Below are 21,214 nucleotides of genomic sequence, written 5' to 3'. Positions count from 1 at the left end.
ACGAGCCGACCACGGAGCGGCGCCGTCGGAAATCCGCGTGCGAGCGGATTCTCCGCAGCCGCCGTATGACGCTCTGCGGGACGCGCCCACTTCGCGAAGCCGACCGCGGCGCGGCGGGCGGGGACCGCCGCGCAATCGAACTCAATCCGTTTCGATCAGAATCCCGTCGTGGATCGCGCGCTTGCGCAGGGCGACCTTGGTGCCGACGTCGATGCCGACGACGCGGTACTTCTCGCGGATCCGCTTGAGGTAGGACTTGGCGGTCTCCTCGGAGATGCCGAGCTCGAAGGCGACGGACTTGACGGGCTCGCCGCCGCCGTAGAGCGCCATCACGCGGCGCTCCTGCGCGCTGAGCTTGGGTGCTCCGTCGGAGTCGCCGGTGGAGAGCGCCATGTCGAGCTCGTGCGAGATGTAGGAGTGGCCGTCCTTGGCCGCGCGGATCGCCTCGACGATCATGTCGGCGTCCTCGGTCTTGACGAGGTAGCCGAGCGCGCCCGAGGCGAGCGCCTCGCGGACCACGGCCGGCTCGGAGTAGGTGCTCATCAGCACCGTCTTCACACCGGTGGTCTTCAGGGTCGACAGCTTGACCGAGATCGGGATGTTGTCCTTGAGGTCGAGGTCGAGCAGGACGACGTCGACGGGGAACTCGGGGTGGGTGAGCAGCTCCGGCCAGGAGGCGACCGCGGCGACCAGCTGGATGTCCGAGGCGGCGCCGCGGATCCACTCCGTGAGGGCACCGAGGAGCATCTTGTGATCGTCGACCACGGCGAGCGTGATCTTCGGTTCGGCGGTGGAGGTCATCGGTGTCCTTCGGCTCGGCGGGAGGGCGGGGCGGTCGTCACTGCTCAGCGGTCGGCCGGATTCTCGACGTGGCAGTCGATCTCGATCCGGAGCGCGTCGTCGTGGGAGGTGTCGCGGAACGATCCGACCTGTGCGATAGCCTCCCACGTCGCGGGATCGACTCCGCGCACGGGCACGCCCTCGGACTGCAGCGTGAGCGGCACCAGCAGTGTGCGCGGCGGTGCGCCGTCGCCGGGCTCGCGCGGTGCGCCGGCGTCCACGTGCAGGACGACGGTCAGTCCGGAGGCGCCGTCGAGGATCAGCCAGATCGCGGAGAGCAGGCCGTCGCGCTGCCGGTGGCTGAGGAGCCCCGCCGTCCCGTCGGGGTCGTGCAGCTCGACCAGCGGCGCGAGCAGCTCGGACTCCTGGATCGCGTGGTGCAGCCAGGTCTCGCGGCGTCCCTCGATCAGGTGCAGCCGGAGGCTGGTGGCGAGCGCGGCCGCGTGAGCGGCGCGCTGGGGATCGAGGGGGAGGACCGTCGTGCCGTCGCCGACCTCGGCGAGGAGGCGCTCCGCGGCGAGGTCGAGGCGGGCGAGCTCCTCCGAGGCGAGCATGCCGACCGCGTAGCGCGGGCCGAGGGTGGTGCTCTGCACGAGGGCGCGGTCGATCTCGAGCTGGACCATCCGCCGGAAGCCGCGCATCATCACCACCGCGACGACGGCGGGTGCCAGGGTGACGGCCATCGCGCTGACGCGCGCCGAGAACGAGGTCTCGTCGCCGGAGCCCATGGCGCTGTAGGCGACGAGCTCGGCGACCGCGATGACGAGGGCGACGGCGAGGATCTCGATGCTGCGGCGGTGCACGATCATTGCGGCGTGCGCGACGGCGGCGGCCACCGCGGCGGTGGGGACGGCGGAGGACGGGCCGTGCCCGGCGACGGCGATCAGATCGAGCACCACGGCCCCGGCGATGCCGACGAGCAGGGCGAGGTAGGCGGCCCGCGGCAGCCGCTGACCGCTGACGTGGATGGCGACGACGGTCGCGGTGAAGGAGGCCACGAGGAGCAGCCAGGCGAGGACGACCAGCCCGGGCCGGTCGTACTCCTCGACGGTGACGAGGAAGACCAGGAGCTCGTAGACCATCAGCGCCGCCGCGATCCCGTTCAGGCCGCTGCCGAGGTAGCTGGTGCCCAGCGTCTCCTGCTGCCCCTTCCTCGCCCCCGCTGCCCGCGGCGAGCGACTGCGAGGCGCCGAACCGACACCGGTCCCGCCGAGGAGCGGTGACGCGTTCTCGGTGCCGGCGCTCACTTCGGCACCTCCAGCACCACGGTCGTGCCCGAGCCGGGCGAGCTGAACAGCCGGGTGCGGCCGCCGACGTCCGCGAGCCGGGCGACGACCGACTCCTTGAAGCCGAGCTTGGTCGCGGGCACGGTGGCGATGTCGAAGCCCGCGCCGGCGTCCGTGACCATCGCGCGGACGGTCTGCTCGTCCTCGGTGATCGTCACGTCGGCCGAGTCGACCCCGGAGTGCCGGCGCACGTTCTCGAGGCACTCGGCGAGGGCGAGCAGGAAGGAGTCGAGTGCGGCGCCCTCGAGGACGACCTCGCCCGAGCCGTGCAGGACGACCTCGAGTCCCATCCGCCCGAACCGGTCGCGGACGTCCTCGAGGGAGTTCGCGGCCGGCGACGCGGTGACGCTGGTGAGCTGGTACGAGCCGGACGCGCTCGGCGTCGGCGTCCCGCCGAGGCGCAGCTGGCGCAGCAGCTGGGCGTCCTGCGCGGCCTGGCGGCGCAGCGCGTCCTCGGAGACGCCGCGGCCGGAGTGGGCGAGCAGGGTGAGCGTCGCGAGCACCGTGTCGTGCAGGAGCCGCGCTCCCTGGCGGCGCTGCGCCTCCGTCTCGCTGGCCTGCCGCTCGACGCGGTGCGCGTTGCCGATGCTGTCGATGCGCCGGACGACCCGCGGGACCGCCGTGCTGATCCAGAGGGCGAAGCCGCAGAGCGTGCCCCAGGGGAGCAGGGTCTGCACGAGGGCGTTCGAGAGCATCGCGTCCGCCGCGACGATCGTGGAGACGAGGACGCTCGGCACGAGGACGGGCAGGAGCAGCAGCAGTCGGCGGACGGAGGTGGTCACCACCACGGCGACGGTGCTGGTGACGGCGTTGGCGGTGCCGACGAGCACGTAGCCCTCGAAGCCGGCGCCGGTGCCGACCGCCACGGCGAGGCCGACGCTCAGCAGCAGGCCGCCGGCGGCGAGGAGGAGCACCCAGAGCATCCGCCCGCTGCGGCCGAGCTGCAGGTGGACGACGGCGAGCCCCAGGATCAGCGCCACGGCGAACGGCACGGCGTCGGCCTGCAGGGCCGCGGGGCCGAGGACCAGCGCGAGCGCCGTCGCGTCGATGAGGAGGCCGATGCCGCACGCGGACTGGCGCAGGAGGCGGTCGCGCTCTCGAGCGCTGCGGACCAACGGCACGGGCACGCTCCTTCCGGTGGGCGGCGCGGGGCGGACCCCCTCCTCACGATAGTCACTGCCCGGGGAGCCGCCGGGAAGAGGGAGCGGATCGGCTAGACCGCGAGCAGCCTCGCCAGGTGCCCGCCGACCGCGTCGTCCTCGATCAGGAAGCCGTCGTGGCCGAACGTCGACGTGATCACCGCGACCTCGTCGCCGTCGATGTTGCCGCGAGCGTGGGCCGCGATGATCCGCTGCCCCTCGACGGGGAAGAGGCGGTCGCTGTCGATGCCCAGCACGAGCGTCGGGCTGGTGATCCGCTCGAGCGCCTCGGCCTCGCCGCCGCGACCGCGCCCGACGTCGTGCGAGTTCATCGCCTCGACGAGGGTGATGTAGCTGTTCGCGTCGAAGCGGCGGGTGAACTTGTTGCCGTGGAAGTCGAGGTACGACTCGACCGCGAACCGGCCGCCGCCGCCGAGCGGGCTGAGTCCGGACTGCCAGCTCCGCTCGAAGCGGTCGTTGAGCTCGGACGGGCTGCGGTAGTTCAGCAGCGCCATCCGGCGGGCGAGCGCGAGGCCGTGGTACGGGCCCTTGCCGTCGCCGGCGTCGTAGTAGGCGCCGCCCGCGAAGGCGGCGTCGTTGCGGATCGCCTCGAGCTGGACGAAGTTGAGCGCGATCTGGTCCGAGGTGGCGCGCGGGGGAGCGGCGAGGACCGCGAGCCGGGCGACCCGCTCCGGGTGGTCGATGCCCCATTCCAGGGCCTGCATGCCGCCCATCGAGCCGCCGATGACGGTGTGCCAGCGGTCGATGCCGAGCCGGTCGGCGAAGAGGGTCTGCACGCCGACCTGGTCGCGGATCGTCGTGTACGGGAAGCGCGAGCCCCACTCGTGCCCGTCGGGGGCGAGGGAGGCGGGGCCGGTCGAGCCCTGGCAGCCGCCCAGCATGTTGGGGGCGACGACGAAGTAGCGGTCGGTGTCGATCACGAGGCCCGGGCCGACGAGTCCGGACCACCAGCCGTCGGTCGCGTGCCCCGGGTCGCCGCGGCCGATCAGGTGCGAGTCGCCGGTGAGGGCGTGCAGGACGAGGATCGCGTTGTCGCGCGCGGGGGAGAGCTCGCCCCAGCTCTCGTAGGCGACGCGGACGTGCGGGAGGCGACCGCCGGCCTCGAAGGCGAACGGGCCGATCTCGACGAAGCGGCGTCCGCCGGGGTGGTCGCCCTCGCGCCAGGCCCCGGTGGCGGGCGGCTTGCCGATCACCGAGCGGAGCTGGCGCTCGGTGACGAACGCCGAAGGGACGGTGTCCTCGAGTGTCTGCTGCCAGTCCATAGCGGTGTCCATCGTGGCAGAGTGCGGTGCGGGCCCGGCCTTTGTTACGCGGGGGTGACGCTCCGCTGCCGATCGAGTAGGCGTCGGCGGCAGCCGTGCGCCCCCTCGTGCTGATCGAGTAGGACGCGGAGCGGCCGTATCGAGATCCACCGTCCGGCAGAGGGTGGGTCTCTATACGCCGCTGCGCGGCTACTCGACCAGCATGAAGCGGCTACTCGACCAGCACGTGTCGGCCGTCAGGCGTTCGCGCGGGAGGCCTCGACCACGCTGCGGGCGGCCTGGAGCGCCTGCGCGAGGTCGGCGCGGAGGTCGTCGATGTTCTCGAGGCCGACCGAGAGGCGGACGAGCCCGGGGGTGACGCCGGCCGTGAGCTGCTGCTCCGGGGTGAGCTGCGAGTGCGTGGTCGACGCCGGGTGGATCACGAGCGAGCGGACGTCGCCGATGTTCGCCAGGTGCGAGAACAGCACGAGCGAGTCGACGAACGCGCGGCCGGCGTCCACCCCGCCCTTGAGCTCGAAGGAGAGGACCGCGCCGACGCCCTTCGGGGCGTAGTGGTTCGCCGCCGCGTACCAGGGCGAGGTGGGCAGCCCCGAGTAGTTGACCGTCGCGATGTCGGAGTGGTTCTCCAGGTACTCCGCGATCTCCTGCGCGTTCTGCACGTGGCGCTCGATCCGCAGCGACAGGGTCTCGATGCCCTGGATGAGCTGCCACGCGCTCGCCGGGGCGATCGACGCACCGAGATCGCGCAGCAGCTGGACGCGGGCCTTGATGATGTACGCCAGCGAGTCGCCCACCGCGGCGGTGTAGACCGCGCCGTGGTACGAGTGGTCGGGCGTGGTCAGTCCCGGGAACTTCGCGGCGTTCGCGGTCCAGGAGAAGGTGCCGCCGTCGACGATCGCGCCGCCGATGACCGTGCCGTGACCGCCGAGGAACTTGGTCGCCGAGTGCACGATGATGTCGGCGCCGTGCTCGAACGGGCGGATCAGGTACGGGGTCGCGATCGTGTTGTCCACGATCAGAGGGACGCCGGCCTCGTGCGCGACGTCGGCGACGGCGCGGATGTCGAGGATGTTGATCTTCGGGTTGCCGATGGTCTCGGCGAAGAAGAGCTTCGTGTTCGGGCGGACCGCGCGGCGCCACTCCTCCTGGTCGTCCTGGTTCTCGACGAAGGTCGTCTCGATGCCGAGCTTGGCCAGCGTGTACTTGAAGAGGTTGTAGGTGCCGCCGTAGATCGACGAGGACGAGACGAGGTGGTCGCCGGCCTGCGCGATGTTGAGGACCGCCGCGGTCTCGGCCGCCTGGCCGGAGGCGAGCAGGAGCGCCCCGGAGCCGCCCTCGAGCGCGGTGAGGCGCTCCTCGACGACGGCCTGCGTCGGGTTCTGGATGCGGGTGTAGATGTTGCCGAACTCGGCGAGCGAGAAGAGGTTCTTCGCGTGCTCGGCGTTGTCGAAGACGTAGGAGGTGGTCTGGTAGATCGGGGTCGCGCGCGCCTTGGTGACGGGATCGGGCGCGGCTCCGGAGTGGATCTGCTTGGTCTCGAACTGCCACTTCTCGGAGTCGGTCATGGTGCATCCCATCGCATCGTCGGTTCGGAACGGAGGCCGTTCCCCGTCGCGACGAGCCTAGGTGCGGGCCCTCGGCGCAGCCAGGGCGCTCGACACACGGGGTAACCGCGCCGGATCAGCGGCCGGTGCGGATCCCGGAGGTCGGATGCGGGTCGCGCTTGGACCCGGTCGGGTCGGCGCGGTCGGGCCGCTCGGGCCGCTCGTCGGCGACCGGCGCGAACAGCCACGTCGCCCTCGGCTCGACGATCTTGTGGAAGACGGTGCGCGTCCAGCCGAGGGAGAGCACGATCGCGACCACGATGCAGAAGACGATCATCAGCACGAGCGCGAGCGTGCTCTCGGTCGCCGTCAGCAGCCCGGACTCGCGCAGCGGATAGAGGACGAAGCTGTGCAGCAGGTAGACGTACATCGTCGACTGCCCCCACGCCGTCATCGCCGTGCGGCGGCGCGGGATCAGGCTGAACAGCGCGAGCGAGAGCACGACCGCGGTCGCCATCAGCGCCAGCCGGACGAGCCCGGCCCACCAGGCGGTCTCGCCGAGTGCGTCGTACGGCCGGTCGTAGAAGAACCAGTAGCGCAGGTCCGCCGCGCGGAAGGCGTCGATGTTCACGGTCATCACGACGACCGTCGCCGCGAAGAGCGCGACCGCGATCACCCGGGAGAGCAGGATCTGCCGCGGCGTCAGATCGAGCCAGCGGTCCACGAGCAGCCGCGAGCCGGCCTTCCAGCTGCGCAGCCGCCAGCCGAAGACGAAGAACGGCAGGATCCCGATCGCGCGGGCCAGCGAGAACGTCGAGTCGATGTTGTCGTAGTAGCTGACGCCGACCGCGAGGACCACGCTGATCAGCAGCGGCCAGCGCAGCAGTGCGAGGTAGGGGAGGACCAGCCGGAAGATCCCGAGCGCGAGCAGGAACCACAGGGTCCAGCTCGGCTTGGTCGGGTTGAACTCCTGCTTGCCCTCGACCGCGAACTGCACCAGCGTCCAGATCGTCTCCATGATCAGGTACGGCAGCAGGATGTCGGTGAGCACCCGCCGCATCGCGCGGGCGTTCGGCGCTCCGCCCTTGGAGAAGTAGCCGGAGATGATCGCGAAGGCCGGCATGTGGAAGGCGTAGATCGTCAAATAGACGATCAGCGACGTGTCGGAGTTGGCGGTGAGCCGCTGGATCCCGTGCCCGATCACGACGAGGGCGACGCAGACGAAGCGGGCGTTGTCCCAGAGGGGCACGCGGCGCTTGGGAGGAGTGGGCGACCCGGCGGTGGCGGGAGCCGGGTCGGCGGGCTGCATGCGGCCAGGCTAGCGTTGGCTCCGACGACGGAGTCGATGGTGTCCGAGGCTTGACGGAAAGAGGACGAGCGTGGTTCGACGCGTCGTGGTGACAGGAGCGAGTTCGGGGATCGGTGCGGCGACGGTCCGCCTGTTCCGCGAGCACGGCTGGGACGTGGTGGCGGTCGCCCGCCGCCGGGAGAAGCTCGAGGCGCTCGCCGCGGAGACCGGGGCGAGCGTGTTCGTCGCCGATCTCACCGACGCGGCCCAGGTCGACGCGCTGCGCGACCACCTCGCCGCGACCGGCGCGGTGCACGCCCTCGTCAACAACGCCGGCGGTGCGCTCGGCCTCGACTCGGTCGAGGCGTCCGACCCCGCCGACTGGACCCGGATGTTCGAGATCAACGTGCTCTCGGTCAAGCTCGTCACGAGCGCCCTGCTGCCGCTGCTGCGCGCGGGCATCGCCGACGGGGGCTCCGAGGGCTCGGCCGACGTCGTCACCGTCACCTCGATCGCCGGCCACGTCGCCTACGAGGGCGGCGGCGGCTACAACGCCGCCAAGTTCGCCGCGCGCGCGCTCGTCGCGGTCCTCCGCCTCGAGCTCGCCGGCGAGCCGATCCGCGTGATCGAGATCGCTCCCGGCATGGTGCACACCGAGGAGTTCTCCCTCGTCCGCTTCGGCGGCGACAAGGAGCGCGCCGACAAGGTCTACGCCGAGGTCCCCGGCCCGCTGGTGGCGGAGGACGTCGCCGCGGCGATCGTCTCCTCCGTCGAGCTGCCGCCGCACGTCAACCTCGATCTGGTGACGATCAAGCCGGTGGCGCAGGCCGCTCCGCACAAGGTGATCAAGGGCGCGCTCACCCCGAAGGCGTGACAGGCACCGTTCGCGAGGCCCCGTGATGTGACGCGGGGCCTCGCGACGCTCTAGCCTGTCCCTCATGGTTTCCGACGCCGACGACTCCGCCGCCCTCCTCGCCGCCACGGAGAAGGAGGTCCTCGGCTGGCTCGAGTTCGGTGACGCCGCTCGCCATCTCGCCGACGACGTCGTCGCCTCCGGCTACCGCCCGGAGCTGGTCGTGGCCATCGCGCGCGGCGGTCTGCTGCTCGCGGGCGCGGTCGCGTACGCGCTGGGCATCAAGAGCTGCGGCGCGCTGAACGTCGAGTTCTACACCGGCGTCGAGGCGCGACTGGCCGCCCCCGTCGTGCTGCCGCCGCTGCTGGACGAGGCGTCGGTGCGCGGCAAGCGCATCCTCCTGGTCGACGACGTCTCCGACTCCGGCCACACCCTCGCCCTCTCGGTCGACCTGATCCGCGCGATGGGCGCGGAGGTGCAGACCGTCACGCTCTACACGAAGCCGCGCACGGTGCTCGAGCCGGACTTCTTCTGGCGGCGCACGCCGCGCTGGATCGTCTTCCCCTGGTCGGCTCTGCCCCCGGTGGCGGGAGCCCTCGCGGAGGACGACGAGTGAGCGTCCACCTGATCGGCGGCGGTGGCGGTGTCGAGCACGACCAGCAGCTCTACGGCGCGTTCCTGACCGAGGCGCACGACCGCGCCGTCGACGCCGGCCGCATCGAGGGCCCGCGGATCGCCATCGTCGTCGTGCACGACGGGCTCGGGCCCGAGGTCTACGCCGGCTGGGCCGCGACGCTCGCGACCGCCGGCAAGCTCCTCCCCGTGGCCGTGATGAAGCCCGAGGGCGGCCGGATCGACCCGGCGGTCTTCGACGACGTCGACGGGATCTTCGTCGGCGGGGGTCTGACTCCCGCCTACCGTGACGCCCTCGAGGCGTCGTTCCCGCGCCTGCGCGACCTCGTCTCCTCCGGAGTGCCCTACGCCGGCTACTCGGCGGGCGCCGCGGTGGCCGCCGACCGCGCGATCGTCGGCGGCTCGCGGATCGGCGGAGTCGCCGTCGCGCCGGAGCACGCGGCCGAGGAGCTCGACGAGGTGACGGTGCTCGAGGGCATCGGCCTGGTCGACGTCTCGATCGATGTGCACGCCGCTCAGTGGGGCACGCTCGGCCGGCTGGTCGCGGCCGTCGAGGCGGGGCTGGTCGACGGCGGAGTCGCGATCGACGAGTCGACCGTCCTCACCGTCGGCACGGGCGCGCTGCGCGTCCGCGGCGCCGGCTCGGTGTGGCGCGCGAGCGCGGGCGAGGCCGGAGTGTCGGTCGCCACGCTCGCCGCGAGCTGAGCGTGGACCTGCAGGAGCTGGCCGGTGCCGGCCTGATCGACGGCGGCTGGGCCGAGGCGCTCGCCCCGGTCGCCGGCGACATCGCGGCGATGGGCGACTTCCTCCGCGCGGAGACCGCGGCCGGGCGCCCCTACCTCCCGGCCGGCGCGCAGGTGCTCCGCGCGTTCGCTGCGCCGCTGGAGGAGGTGCGCGTGCTCATCGTCGGGCAGGACCCGTACCCGACGCCCGGGCATCCGATCGGGCTGTCCTTCGCCGTCGACCGGCACGTCCGGCCGCTGCCGCGGAGCCTGCAGAACATCTACCGCGAGCTCCGGGACGACCTCGGCGTCGCGCCGCCCGAGCACGGCGACCTCAGCGGCTGGACGCGCAGCGGCGTGCTGCTGCTCAACCGCGTCCTCACCGTCGCGCCGGGCGCTCCCGCCTCGCACCGCGGCAAGGGCTGGGAGCGGGTGACGGAGCACGCGATCCGCACCCTCGTCGCCCGCGAGCAGCCGCTCGTCGCGATCCTCTGGGGACGCGACGCGGCGAACCTCCGGCCGCTGCTCGGCGATTCCGGGATCGTCGAGAGCGCCCACCCCAGCCCGCTGTCCGCGTCGCGCGGTTTCTTCGGCTCGCGGCCGTTCAGCCGCGCGAACGAGCTGCTGGCCGAGCGCGGCGCCGAGCCGGTCGACTGGGCGCTCCTGGACTGACCCGCGCGCGGTCAGCCGCGCGTGCGGCGCTCCTCCGCCCCGGCTACGCTGGCCCGGATCCCGGCCGTCGCCCGGGAGCGCAGACGCCGACCACCACCGCTGAGAAGGAGCGAGATGCTCGAGGAAGAGTACGAGCAGCGCCGGACCCTCCCGCCGCACCTGCGGCGACGGCCCGCCCCCGAGCCGGAGTTCTCCTTCGAGATCCGCGAGGCGCGGGACGCCGATCTGCCGGACATCCAGGAGATCTACAACCACTACGTCCGCAACACCGTGGTGACCTTCGACGAGGACGACTCGACGCTGAAGGAGTGGCGCTCGAAGTTCGCGCGGAACCAGAAGCTCGGGCTGCCGTTCATCGTGGCCGTCTCGCCGTCGGGTCAGATCCTGGGCTACGCGATGGTGTCGCCGTGGTCGTCCAAGCGCGCCTACCGCTTCACCGTCGAGAACTCGATCTACCTCCGCGCGGCCTCGACCGGCAAGGGCCTCGGCAAGGCGCTGATGACCGAGCTGCTCGACCGCGCGAAGGCGGTCGGCATCCGCCAGGTCATGGCCGTCATCGCCGACAAGGGAGCGGAGGCGTCGCTCACGATGCACGCGAAGTACGGCTTCGTCGAGGTCGGCCGGATGGGCCGCGTGGGCTTCAAGTTCGAGCGCTGGCTGAGCACCGTGCTGATGCAGAAGACGCTGAAGTAGCGCCCGGCCGCCTCTCTGCGAATGCGCCGGACTGCCGAGGACGGCGCGGAGTCCTTCCCTACACTTGTCGGCATGGAATGGCTCGTCCCGCTCATCGTCGTCGTCGTGCTCGTGGTGATCCTCGGGATCTACCTCTGGGCGACCTACAACTCCCTCGTCACGCTGAACGTCCGCGTGGACGAGGCCTGGAGCGACATCACCGTCCAGCTGAAGCGGCGGGCGGATCTGATCCCGAACGTCATCGACTCGGTGAAGGGCTACGCCTCGCACGAGCGGCAGGTCTTCGACTCGGTGACCCGCGCCCGCGCCGAGACGCTCTCCGCGCAGGGGCCCGCCGAGGCGTCCGCTGCCGAGGACCACATGCAGAAGGCGCTGAAGTCGATCTTCGCCGTCGCCGAGGCGTATCCGCAGCTGCAGGCCAGCCAGAACTTCCTGCAGCTGCAGGGCGAGCTGGTCGACTCGGAGGACAAGATCCAGTCGGCCCGGCGCTTCTACAACGGCGGCGTCCGCGAGATGAACACCAAGGTCACCGTCTTCCCCAACACGCTCTTCTCCCGCCGCCTCGGCTTCTCCGAGCGCGAGTTCTTCGAGGTCGGCGACCTCGCCGCCATCTCGGAGCCGCCCCGCGTCCAGTTCTGACGCGACCGACCGCCGGTCGAGCAGCCCCGGAGGGGCGCCCCCTCATGCTGGTCGAGTAGCCGTGCAGAGGCGTATCGAGAGCTGCCGTCAGCGCGCCGCCGGGGCTCCGGCCGCGAGCGGGCCGCCGTCGAGCGTCGTGAGGTAGTCGTCGAACACCGGTGCCGGGTCCGTGCCGGTCGCGACGGCGTCCACCAGCGCCCGCCGCACCAGCGCCAGCACGACCGTCGCGAGCACGGCCGCGCGCGGCTCGTCCGCCGCCGGGAGGCCCATCCGCTGCGCGATGCTCGGCGTGAGCGCGGCCTCGCCGTCGTGCAGCGACTGCGCCCAGACCGCGCGCATGCCCGGCGTCTCGGTGAGCAGCGGCATCAGCCGCAGCGTGCGCTCCAGCTGCGGACCGGAGGCGGCCGCGGCGAACGCGGCACCCAGCGCGGTGTTCAGCGACTCCGACTCCGGCCGCGCCACGAGCTCGCGCCCCATGGCCGCGATCGCCGCGTAGAGCACGGGCCGCACGCAGTCCTCCTTGCCGCCGAGGTAGCGGTGGAAGGTGCGCAGCGAGATGCCGGCGGCGTGCGCCAGGTCGATCGAGCTGACGCCCTTCGTGGTCCCGCGCTCCAGCAGCAGGGCGACGCACTTCTCCGAGAGCGCCAGCGCGATCGGACCCTGCCGCTCCTGGGGGACGCTCATGCGAGGACCTCGCGGTGCCCTGCGGTGAGCGCGACGAGGAGCTCGGGCGCGAGGGTGCCCCGCCCGACGACGTCGACCGACTCGAGCCCCTGCCAGTGCGCGGCAGCGACGAGCAGCGCGGCGAGGCGCTCGGCGGTGTCCGGCGGCGCCCCGGGCTCGCGCCAGGCCGCCTGCACGCGCAGCACGCCGTTCTGGCGATCGCTCTTGAGGTCGACCCGCGCCGCCAGGACGTCGTCGAGCAGCACGGGCAGCACGTAGTAGCCGTGCACGCGCTGCGCCGCCGGCGTGTAGATCTCGATCCGGTAGTGGAAGTCGAAGAAGAGCTCGGCGCGCGGGCGGTGCCAGACCACGGGATCGAAGGGGGAGAGCAGCGCGTCGGCGCGGAGCTCCCGCGGCCGCCGCGCCGCGGTGTGCCGCCAGAGCGGCAGCGGGCGACCCGAGCGCTCCCAGCCGCGGACCTCGACGGGCACCAGCTCGCCGGCGTCGACCAGGTCGTGCACGGCCGCGAGCGTCGGCGCCTTCAGCAGCCGGTGATAGTCGGCGAGATCGCCGAGGGTGCCGACGCCGAGGGCGAGCGCGGAGCGGCGCACCAGCTCGCGGACCGCGTCCTCCGCGGAGACCTCGGCCGCCAGCACCTCGCGGGGCAGCACCTGCTCGGCGAGTGCGTAGGAGCGCTCGAAGCGCGTGCGCCCGGCGGAGACGACCTCGCCCCAGCGGAAGAGCACCTCGAGCCCGCGCTTCATGTCGGACCAGCCCCACCACGGACCGGTGCGGGTGTTGGCCTCGTGCTCGATCTCCGAGGCGCGCAGCGGGCCGTCCGCGAGAACCGCGCGCAGCCAGTCCAGCGTGGAGCGGTTCTCGGCCGCCCAGCCCTCGTGCTCGGGCAGGCGCACGCGGCGGTAGTGCTCCATCCGCCAGCGGTAGAGCGGCAGGTCCGCGCGGCGGATCAGAGCCGCCTCGTGCGCCCAGTACTCCAGGTAGTGCCCCTTCGGCGAGAACGCGACGGCGTCGAGGAGGCCGCGGTCGTAGGGGCCGAGGCGGGCGAGGACGGGGAGGTAGTGGCTGCGCTCGAAGACGTTGACCGAGTCGAGCTGCAGCGGCCGGATCCGGTCGATCACGCCGAGGATCTGCCGCGTGCCGACGCTCGGCGGCGGCGCGGCGCCGAAGCCCTGGGCGGCCAGGGCGATGCGGCGCGCGAGCGCGGGGCTGAGCTGCTCGGTCATGGTGCCCCCACGCTAGCGAAGGCCGCCGACATCGGCCGATCCTGTCCCGCCGCCGAGTGTTCCCGTCCGGTTCATCGCAGCGGCCCCGGGACGTCGGGAGCAGCCCCTACGTTTCCCGAGGCGCCCGCAGGGGCCCACCCACCCGACTCCTGGAGGACTCTTGACGACCCAGCGCTTCCCCCGCGCCGGCGTGCTCGCCGCCGCGACCGCCGCTCTCGCGCTCACCCTGACCGCCTGCTCCGGCGACGCCGGCGCCTCGTCGGGGGACGCGTCCGTCGACGCCTCGACCGCGACCTCCGCCGCCGACCTCGGCGGGCTCGACGCCCTGATCGAGGCCGCGAAGGCCGAAGGCGAGCTCAACGTGATCGCGCTGCCCGACAACTGGGCCAACTACGGCGAGCTCATCTCGGGCTTCGAGGACGAGTACGGCATCACCGTCAACTCGGCCGACCCCGACGTCTCCTCCGCCGAGGAGATCAGCACCGCGCAGAACCTGGCCGGCCAGGACACCGCTCCGGACGTCTTCGACCTCGGTGCCGCCGTGGCCCTCGCCAACACCGACCTCTTCGCGCCGTACAAGGTCGAGACCTGGGACGACATCCCCGAGGGCAACCGCGAGGAGACCGGCCTCTGGGTGAACGACTACACCGGCCTGATGTCGATCGGCTACGACGCCGACGCCGTGCCCGCGCCCGAGGCGCTCGACGACCTGCTCGGCGCCGACTACCGCGGCTCCGTCGCGATCAACGGCGACCCGACCCAGGCCGGAGCCGCGGCCGCCGCCGTGCAGCTCGCCGCCCTGCAGTCGGGCGGCTCGGCCGACGACGTCCAGCCGGGCGTCGACTTCTTCGAGAAGCTGAACGACGCGGGCAACTTCCTGCCGCTGGACCCGACCGACGCGACCATCGCCTCGGGCGAGACCCCGGTCGTCTTCGACTGGAGCTACAACAACCTCGCCGCCGCGACGGCGAACGAGGGCACCCGCGAGTGGACGACGACGGTGCTGCCCGGCACCGCGGTCGGCAGCTACTACAACCAGGCGATCAACGCCGACGCGCCGCACCCGGCCGCCGCGCGCCTCTGGCAGGAGTACCTCTACTCCGACGCCGCGCAGAACCTCTACCTCGCGGCCGGCGCCTACCCCGTGCGCCTGGCGGCCATGATCGACGCGGGCACGGTCGACCAGCAGGCCCTCGACGCGGTCGGCGCCGCCCCCGAGGACCTCGTCCAGTTCACCTCCGAGCAGACCGAGGCCGCCTCGGCCCTGCTGGCCGAGAAGTGGGCCGCGGCGATCCAGTGACGACCGCCGCCGTCCGCGCCGTCCCCGGGGCCCGCGCGCCCCGGGGGCGGCGCGGTCTCCCCGCGTCGCTGGGCGTCGCTCCGTTCGCGGTGTACGTCCTGCTCTTCCTCGCCGTGCCGACCGTCCTCGCGGTCGGCACGGGCTTCGTGGACGGCGACGGCCGGCCGACGCTCGCGAACGTCGCGGCGCTGGGCGATCCCGTCGTCCTGTCGGCCTTCGGCGCCTCGCTCGGGCTGTCGGCGCTCACCGCCGTCGTCGGCGCGATCCTCGGCGGGATCGTCTGCCTGGCCCTGCTCGGCGCCGATCCGCGCGGTCCGCTGCGCACGATCGTCGACGCCGCCGCGAGCGTGCTCGCCCAGTTCGGCGGCGTGATGCTGGCGTTCGCGTTCATCGCGACGATCGGCGTGCAGGGCCTCGTCACGACCCTCCTGGCCGGCGCGGGTGTCGACCTCTACGCCGACGGGGTCTGGCTCTACCAGCTGCCCGGCCTGATCCTGCCCTACCTCTACTTCCAGGTCCCGCTGATGGTGCTCACCTTCCTGCCCGCCCTCGAGGGCCTGCGCCCCGAGTGGGCCGAGGCGAACGCCGTGCTCGGCGGGGGAGGGGTGAGCTACTGGTGGCGGGTCGCGGTCCCCGTCCTCGCGCCCTCCTTCCTCGGCTCGGTGCTGCTGCTGTTCGCCAACGCGTTCTCCTCGTTCGCCACGGCCGCGGCGCTGATCAGCCAGGGCGCGCAGATCGTGCCGCTGCAGATCCGCGCCGCCCTCGTCAGCGAGACGGTCCTCGGCCGGGAGAACCTGGCCGGCGCGCTCGCGCTCGGGATGCTCCTGGTGATGATCGTGCTGATGTCCGGCTACGCGCTGCTGCAGCGCCGAGCCCGGCGGTGGCAGCGATGACCCGCGCCCTCTCGCGCATCGTCCTGGTCGTCACCGGCCTCGCCTTCGCGGTGCCGCTGATCGCGATGGCGGAGTTCACCCTCCGCGGCGCCGGCGGCTACGACCTCTCGCACTGGACCGCGATCCTCGACCCGGAGAACGAGCGCGGCTACCGCGCGCTCTTCCAGGGCATCGGCAACTCGCTGATCCTCGCGGTCGTCACCGCCCTGATCGTGCTCGTGCTGCTCGTGCCGACGATGCTCCTCGTCGAGATCCGCCTGCCGCGCCTGCGCCGGGCGCTCGAGCTGGTCTGCCTGCTGCCGCTGACCGTCCCCGCGATCGTCCTGGTCGTCGGGCTGGCCCCGGTCTACTCGGTGATCACCCGCCTCGTCGGCTCGGCGCCCTGGACGCTCGCGCTCGCCTACGGCGTGCTCGTGCTGCCCTACGCCTACCGCGCGATCGCTGCCGACCTCGCGGGCCTGGATGCCATCACGCTCTCGGAGGCCGCCCGCTCGCTGGGCGCCGGCCCCGTCGGCGTGCTCACCCGGGTGCTGCTGCCGAATCTGCGCCGCGGCCTCGTCGCCGCGGCGCTGATCACGGTCGCGGTGGTCCTCGGCGAGTACACCATCGCCTCGCTGCTCAGCCGGACCACCCTGCAGACCGGTCTCGTGCAGGTGTCGAAGCAGGACGCCTACGTCGCCGTGATCTTCTCGCTCCTCTCCCTCCTGTTCGCCTTCGCCCTGCTGCTCGGGATCGGCCGCCTCGCGCGGATCGGACTCGTCGCCACCGGGCGCCGCGCTTCGAAAGGCACGCCGTGACCGCTCCTCTCTCGCCGGGCGCTCGCGTCCGCTTCCTCGACGTCGCGCGGCACTACGGCGCCGCCCGCGCCCTCGACGGCGTCAGCTTCGACGTGGCGCCGGGGGAGTTCATCGCCCTGCTCGGCCCCTCCGGCTGCGGCAAGACCACTGCTCTCCGCGCCCTCAGCGGGCTCGAGCGGATCGACTCCGGCCGCATCCTGGTCGACGAGCGCGACGTCGCCGATCTGCCGGTCGCCCGCCGCGACATGGGCATGGTCTTCCAGTCGTACTCGCTCTTCCCGCACCTGCGCGCCCGCGAGAACGTCGAGTTCGGCCTGCGCACCCGCGGTGTCGCGGCGAAGGAGCGGCGGACGGCCGCGCAGGACGCGCTCGACCTGGTCGGCCTCGGCGCTCTGGGCGACCGCTACGCGCATCAGCTCTCCGGCGGGCAGCAGCAGCGGGTGGCGCTCGCCCGGGCGCTCGTGACCCGTCCGCGGGTCCTGCTCCTGGACGAGCCGCTCTCCGCGCTGGACGCGAAGGTCCGCGTGCAGCTGCGCGACGAGATCAAGCGGCTCCAGTCCGAGATCGGCATCACCACGTTCTTCGTCACCCACGACCAGGAGGAGGCGCTCGCCGTCGCCGACCGGGTCGCCGTGATGAGCGCCGGGCGCATCGAGCAGCTCGGGGCACCGGAGGACCTCTACGCGCGGCCCTCGACGCCGTTCGTCGCGCACTTCGTCGGCCTCTCGAACGTCGTGCCGGGAGTCGTGTCCGCGGGCGGCGTCTCCGTGCTCGGGGCACGCCTGCCACTGGTGGATCCGGCGACGGGGGACGGCGCGGTGTCGGCGTTCCTCCGGCCGGAGGACATCGAGATCGTGCCGGGCGGTGCCCCCGGCGCCCTGGCCGCGGTCGTCGTCGCGACCAGCTTCCTCGGCCCGGTGCGCCGCTCGACGGTCCGGACCGAGCAGGGCGACGAGCTCGTCGTGCAGCACGCCGCCGGGATCCGGCTCGCACCGGGGGAGCGCGTCGGTCTCGCACTGGCGCTGCGGCCGGTGGCGGTCCGCGCCGCCGCGTGAGTCGTCGCGGATTCCGCCCGCGGAATGCGGCGGGGATTAGTCTGGGCGGATGAGACTCGGCCGGTCCCGCCGCACGTCCGGCGCCCGCGACGCCGCCCGCATCACCGCGGCTCCCGAGCGTCCGCCGCAACCCCGCCCGCTCGACCCGGACGCGGCCTTCGTCAGCACCGGGATGCGCATCGCCGGGGCGTGGGCCTGGCGGATCCTCGTGGTCGCCGGCGCTCTCGCCGTGATCGGCCTGCTCGTGATCGAGCTGCGGCTGATCGTCATCCCCCTGCTGCTCGCGATCGTCATCGCGGCGCTGCTCGTGCCGTTCTCGACGTTCCTGCAGCGCCACCACTGGCCCAAGTGGCTCGCGATCGTGGTGGCCGAGCTCGGCATCGTCCTGGTGATCGGCGGGCTGCTCTTCCTCGTCGTCACCCAGGTCTACTCCGGCTTCGACGATCTCAGCCGCCAGACGGTGGAGTCCTACGACGACCTCAAGACCTGGCTGCTCGAGGGCCCGCTGCACCTGACCGAGACCGACATCAACCAGTACGCGCAGCAGGCGCTCGCGGCGGTGCAGCAGGACTCGGGGATGCTGGTCAGCGGCGTCCTCAGCGTCGGCTCGACGGTCGGGCACGTGCTCACCGGTGTGCTGCTGACGCTGTTCTCGACGCTCTTCATCCTGATCGACGGCCCGAACATCTGGCGCTGGGTGGTGCGGCTGTTCCCGCACCGCGCGCGCGGCGCCGTCGACGGCGCCGGCCGGGCGGGCTGGGTCACGCTGACCAACTTCGTGAAGGTGCAGATCCTGGTCGCCTTCGTCGACGCGGTGGGCATCGGTCTCGGCTCGTTCTTCCTCGGCGTCCCGCTCGCGATCCCGATCGGCGTGCTGGTCTTCCTCGGCTCCTTCGTGCCGGTCATCGGAGCCGTCGTCACCGGAGCGCTCGCCGTCTTCATCGCCCTGGTCTACAACGGCCCGGTCATCGCGCTGATCCTGCTCATCGTCGTCCTCGGCGTGCAGCAGCTGGAGGGGCACATCCTCCAGCCGCTGATCATGGGCTCCGCCGTCAAGGTGCACCCGCTCGCCGTCGTCCTCGCGGTCGCCGGCGGTTCGATCGTCGCGGGCATCGCGGGCGCCTTCTTCGCGGTCCCCGTGGTCGCGACCCTCAACGTCATGGTCAACTACGTCGCGAGCGGAGCCTGGCGCTCGCCGACCCGAACCCCCGAGAGAGTTGCCGAAGAGCATGCAGACTAGCCGCGTCGTCGGACCGACCCTGAGCGAGTTCGAGGCGGCCCGAACCGTCCTCGCCCCCGTGATCGCCAACACCCCGATGGAGACGAGCAGCTTCCTCGCCGAGGTGCTCGGCTCGCCCGTCTTCCTCAAGTGCGAGAATCTGCAGCGCACCGGCTCCTACAAGATCCGCGGCGCTGTGTTCCGGCTCTCGCACCTCTCGGCGGAGGAGCGCGAGCGCGGCGTCGTCGCCGCCTCGGCCGGCAACCACGCGCAGGGCGTCGCCTTCGCCGCGCGCGAGCTCGGCATCAAGGCGACCATCTTCATGCCCATCGGCGTCGCCCTGCCCAAGCTCGCGGCGACCCGCGACTACGGCGCGGAGGTGGTGCTGAGCGGGCACATCTTCAACGAGGCCCTCGCCGCGGCGGCCGAGTTCGCCGAGCGCACCGGCGCGGTCTTCGTGCCGCCCTACGACCATCCGGACGTCATCACGGGCCAGGGCACGATCGGCCTCGAGATCCTCGAGCAGGCGCCGGGAGTCGAGACCCTCGTGGTCCCGATCGGCGGCGGAGGGCTCATCGCCGGCGTCGCCTCCGCGGCGAAGCAGAAGGCGGCCCAGGAGGGGCGCACGCTGCGGGTCATCGGCGTCCAGGCGGCGAACGCGGCGCCGTACCCGCTCTCGCTCGCGGCGGGGGAGCCGATCGCGATCACGATCTCGCCCACCATCGCCGACGGCATCGCGGTCGCGAAGCCCGGGCAGCTCAACTTCGAGATCATCCGGGAGGTCGTCGACGAGGTCGTCACCGTCGAGGACGACGACACCGCGCGGGCGCTGCTCGTGCTGCTCGAGCGCGCGAAGCTCGTCGTCGAGCCGGCCGGCGCGGTCGGCATCGCCGCGATCCTCACCGGCAAGATCCGGAACGCGGGCCGCACCGCGGTCATCCTCTCCGGCGGCAACATCGACCCGCTGATGATGGAGCGCGTGATCAGCCGGGGGCTCGCCGCCTCCGAGCGCTACCTCAAGATGAGCATCGGGCTGCCCGACCGGCCGGGTCAGCTCGCGCGGATCGCGGACCTGATCTCGGAGGCGAACGCCAACGTCGTCGAGGTGCTGCACACCCGGCACGGCCGAGGCCTGCAGATCAGCGAGGTCGAGCTCGAGATCAGCGTCGAGACCCGCGGCCCCGAGCACGCCGACCGCGTCCTCCAGGTCCTCCGCGACGCGGGCTACTCCCCGCGCCTCTCGAACGGCTAGCCCGCCTGTCAACGCGAGATGCCACTTGTGACGGCCCGACACGGCGTGTCGGGCGCACAAGTGGCATCTCGCGGAGTGCGTGAGCGCTGAGGGTCAGTGGCCGTTCCAGGTCTCGACGTTCGTGACCTTGACCGTGATGTTCCGGCCGTTGGGGGCCTCGAACGTGGTGGAGTCGCCGACCTTCAGGCCCATGATGGCGCCGCCGAGCGGGCTCTGCGGGCTGTAGACGTCGAGGTCGCTCTCGCCCGCCATCTCGCGGTTACCGAGGAGGAAGCGCGACTCGTCGCCGGCGATCTCGGCGGTGATGATCGTGCCCGCCTCGACGACGCCGTGGCTCTCGGGCGGCGTGCCGATCTCGGCCTCGCGCAGCAGCGCGGTCAGCTGGCGGATGCGCGCCTCGATCTTGCCCTGCTCGTCCTTCGCGGCGTGGTAGCCGCCGTTCTCCTTGAGGTCGCCCTCCTCGCGCGCGACCTCGATGCGCTTGGCGATCTCGAGGCGCCCGTTGGTGGACAGCTCGGTGTGCTCCGCCTGGAGGCGGTCGTACGACTCCTGGGTCATCCAGGTGACCTGAGGCTGGTCGGCCATGGTGGGCTCCTCACATGACGGCCGCGCGCGACCGACGGTGCTGTCGGACGCCTGCGCCCGGCGACCGGATCGACCGAGGGCGTGCGGCGGGGGAAAAGACAAGGCCCCGACGAGTCCGTCAGGGCACCCCGACACCCTACGGGAGCCAGCAGGAGGAGATCAAACCTGTCGTGGCGAGCTCCGTGGTCCGCACCGTCTCGGTGTAGGAGCGGAAGCGCTCGGTCGACGCGGGGTACTCGACGACGAGCCAGCCGACGACGGCGGACTGCTCGTTGAGCGCCTGGACAGCACAGGCGGCGTCGCGGCCGGTCGGGACGGTCAGATCGAACGACACCTCGACGGTGCGGTCGTCGACCACCTGGTGCGCGGTGTCCTGCACGTCGACGCCGTCGCGGGCGCCGTCGAGGCCGGCCCAGATCACCCAGGCGGCGAAGACGGCGACGAAGGCGACGGCGACGAGGGCGAAGAGCCGGCGGTCGCCGCGGCGGCTGCGGGGCGTCCTCCCGTAGCGGGAGGCGAGCGGGCCGGCGGCGCGGACGGCGTCCGGATCGAGGGCGGGGTCGCTCGCGCGCTCGTCGCTCTCGGACGTTCGGGCGGCCACGGAACTCCCTGGG

Annotated in this window: 22 protein-coding genes; 12 read left to right on the top strand and 10 right to left on the bottom strand. The window is 72.4% G+C overall.

Going from position 1 to position 21,214, the window contains the following annotated elements:
- Positions 1 to 141: 141 nt before the first annotated feature.
- The 6 genes from HRK28_RS03175 to HRK28_RS03150 form a co-directional block, all read right to left on the bottom strand.
- A complete protein-coding gene (locus HRK28_RS03175) occupies positions 142 to 801 on the bottom strand; it encodes a response regulator (RefSeq protein WP_123445394.1) in 660 nt (219 codons plus the stop codon).
- A gap of 44 nt (positions 802 to 845) precedes the next feature.
- Positions 846 to 2,087, bottom strand: a complete 1,242-nt coding sequence (locus HRK28_RS03170; protein WP_160088194.1) for a hypothetical protein — start codon at positions 2,085 to 2,087, stop codon at positions 846 to 848.
- Positions 2,084 to 3,247, bottom strand: a complete 1,164-nt coding sequence (locus HRK28_RS03165) for a sensor histidine kinase (RefSeq protein WP_244231801.1) — start codon at positions 3,245 to 3,247, stop codon at positions 2,084 to 2,086. The genes HRK28_RS03170 and HRK28_RS03165 overlap by 4 nt, the downstream gene beginning before the upstream one ends.
- 92 nt (positions 3,248 to 3,339) lie before the next feature.
- Entirely contained in the window at positions 3,340 to 4,548 is a 1,209-nt protein-coding gene (locus HRK28_RS03160) for a homoserine O-acetyltransferase (protein WP_160088196.1), read from the bottom strand.
- 236 nt (positions 4,549 to 4,784) lie between these two features.
- Complete coding sequence (locus HRK28_RS03155; RefSeq protein ID WP_160088198.1) at positions 4,785 to 6,113, bottom strand: bifunctional o-acetylhomoserine/o-acetylserine sulfhydrylase; 1,329 nt, start codon at positions 6,111 to 6,113, stop codon at positions 4,785 to 4,787.
- A 115-nt stretch (positions 6,114 to 6,228) separates the two neighbouring features.
- A complete protein-coding gene (locus HRK28_RS03150) occupies positions 6,229 to 7,401 on the bottom strand; it encodes an acyltransferase family protein (protein ID WP_173250392.1) in 1,173 nt (390 codons plus the stop codon).
- Between the two features lie 70 nt (positions 7,402 to 7,471).
- On the opposite strand from HRK28_RS03150, the gene HRK28_RS03145 reads away from it, so the two are divergent.
- The 6 genes from HRK28_RS03145 (at position 7,472) to HRK28_RS03120 (ending at position 11,592) form a co-directional block, all read left to right on the top strand.
- Complete coding sequence (locus HRK28_RS03145) at positions 7,472 to 8,254, top strand: SDR family NAD(P)-dependent oxidoreductase (RefSeq protein ID WP_367948331.1); 783 nt, start codon at positions 7,472 to 7,474, stop codon at positions 8,252 to 8,254.
- 64 nt (positions 8,255 to 8,318) lie between these two features.
- A complete protein-coding gene (locus tag HRK28_RS03140; RefSeq protein ID WP_123445400.1) occupies positions 8,319 to 8,849 on the top strand; it encodes a phosphoribosyltransferase in 531 nt (176 codons plus the stop codon).
- On the top strand, positions 8,846 to 9,571 hold the full coding sequence (locus HRK28_RS03135; protein WP_160088202.1) for a Type 1 glutamine amidotransferase-like domain-containing protein: 726 nt from the start codon (positions 8,846 to 8,848) through the stop codon (positions 9,569 to 9,571). The genes HRK28_RS03140 and HRK28_RS03135 overlap by 4 nt, the downstream gene beginning before the upstream one ends.
- Entirely contained in the window at positions 9,568 to 10,260 is a 693-nt protein-coding gene (locus tag HRK28_RS03130) for a uracil-DNA glycosylase (RefSeq protein ID WP_160091266.1), read from the top strand. Before HRK28_RS03135 ends, HRK28_RS03130 begins: the two co-directional genes overlap by 4 nt.
- Before the next feature lie 114 nt (positions 10,261 to 10,374).
- Positions 10,375 to 10,953: a GNAT family N-acetyltransferase gene (locus tag HRK28_RS03125; protein ID WP_160088204.1), complete on the top strand. Its 579-nt coding sequence runs from the start codon at positions 10,375 to 10,377 to the stop codon at positions 10,951 to 10,953.
- A gap of 72 nt (positions 10,954 to 11,025) precedes the next feature.
- Positions 11,026 to 11,592 carry a LemA family protein gene (locus tag HRK28_RS03120; protein WP_123702724.1) on the top strand — a complete coding sequence of 189 codons (567 nt, stop codon included), beginning with the start codon at positions 11,026 to 11,028 and terminating at the stop codon, positions 11,590 to 11,592.
- Between the two features lie 87 nt (positions 11,593 to 11,679).
- Here HRK28_RS03120 and HRK28_RS03115 read toward each other — a convergent pair whose 3' ends face one another.
- On the bottom strand, positions 11,680 to 12,276 hold the full coding sequence (locus HRK28_RS03115; protein ID WP_160088206.1) for a TetR/AcrR family transcriptional regulator: 597 nt from the start codon (positions 12,274 to 12,276) through the stop codon (positions 11,680 to 11,682).
- On the bottom strand, positions 12,273 to 13,499 hold the full coding sequence (locus HRK28_RS03110) for a winged helix-turn-helix domain-containing protein (protein ID WP_173250391.1): 1,227 nt from the start codon (positions 13,497 to 13,499) through the stop codon (positions 12,273 to 12,275). The genes HRK28_RS03115 and HRK28_RS03110 overlap by 4 nt, the downstream gene beginning before the upstream one ends.
- 160 nt (positions 13,500 to 13,659) lie before the next feature.
- On the opposite strand from HRK28_RS03110, the gene HRK28_RS03105 reads away from it, so the two are divergent.
- Genes HRK28_RS03105 through ilvA form a run of 6 tightly spaced genes read left to right on the top strand, consistent with a single transcriptional unit; the run spans position 13,660 to position 20,015 of the window.
- Positions 13,660 to 14,799: an ABC transporter substrate-binding protein gene (locus HRK28_RS03105; RefSeq protein ID WP_173250390.1), complete on the top strand. Its 1,140-nt coding sequence runs from the start codon at positions 13,660 to 13,662 to the stop codon at positions 14,797 to 14,799.
- Positions 14,796 to 15,692: an ABC transporter permease gene (locus HRK28_RS03100; RefSeq protein WP_173250389.1), complete on the top strand. Its 897-nt coding sequence runs from the start codon at positions 14,796 to 14,798 to the stop codon at positions 15,690 to 15,692. Before HRK28_RS03105 ends, HRK28_RS03100 begins: the two co-directional genes overlap by 4 nt.
- Positions 15,689 to 16,489, top strand: coding sequence for an ABC transporter permease (locus HRK28_RS03095; protein WP_173250388.1), 801 nt, complete (start codon positions 15,689 to 15,691; stop codon positions 16,487 to 16,489). The genes HRK28_RS03100 and HRK28_RS03095 overlap by 4 nt, the downstream gene beginning before the upstream one ends.
- Complete coding sequence (locus HRK28_RS03090) at positions 16,486 to 17,544, top strand: ABC transporter ATP-binding protein (RefSeq protein ID WP_173250387.1); 1,059 nt, start codon at positions 16,486 to 16,488, stop codon at positions 17,542 to 17,544. Before HRK28_RS03095 ends, HRK28_RS03090 begins: the two co-directional genes overlap by 4 nt.
- 49 nt (positions 17,545 to 17,593) lie before the next feature.
- The gene (locus HRK28_RS03085) at positions 17,594 to 18,784 is read left to right on the top strand and encodes an AI-2E family transporter (protein WP_173250386.1); all 1,191 of its coding nucleotides are present in this window, start codon (positions 17,594 to 17,596) and stop codon (positions 18,782 to 18,784) included.
- Entirely contained in the window at positions 18,774 to 20,015 is a 1,242-nt protein-coding gene (ilvA, locus tag HRK28_RS03080) for a threonine ammonia-lyase (protein ID WP_160088218.1), read from the top strand. The genes HRK28_RS03085 and ilvA overlap by 11 nt, the downstream gene beginning before the upstream one ends.
- A gap of 93 nt (positions 20,016 to 20,108) precedes the next feature.
- On the opposite strand, the gene greA is transcribed toward ilvA, so the two are convergent.
- Positions 20,109 to 20,600: a transcription elongation factor GreA gene (gene greA / locus HRK28_RS03075; protein WP_123702741.1), complete on the bottom strand. Its 492-nt coding sequence runs from the start codon at positions 20,598 to 20,600 to the stop codon at positions 20,109 to 20,111.
- A 136-nt stretch (positions 20,601 to 20,736) separates the two neighbouring features.
- Positions 20,737 to 21,201: a DUF4307 domain-containing protein gene (locus tag HRK28_RS19945; RefSeq protein WP_160088220.1), complete on the bottom strand. Its 465-nt coding sequence runs from the start codon at positions 21,199 to 21,201 to the stop codon at positions 20,737 to 20,739.
- Positions 21,202 to 21,214 lie beyond the last annotated feature (13 nt).

It is taken from the genome of Rathayibacter sp. VKM Ac-2835, from assembly GCF_013266705.1.
Taxonomy (GTDB): domain Bacteria; phylum Actinomycetota; class Actinomycetes; order Actinomycetales; family Microbacteriaceae; genus Rathayibacter.
This window is presented reverse-complemented; position numbering and strand designations above follow the sequence as displayed.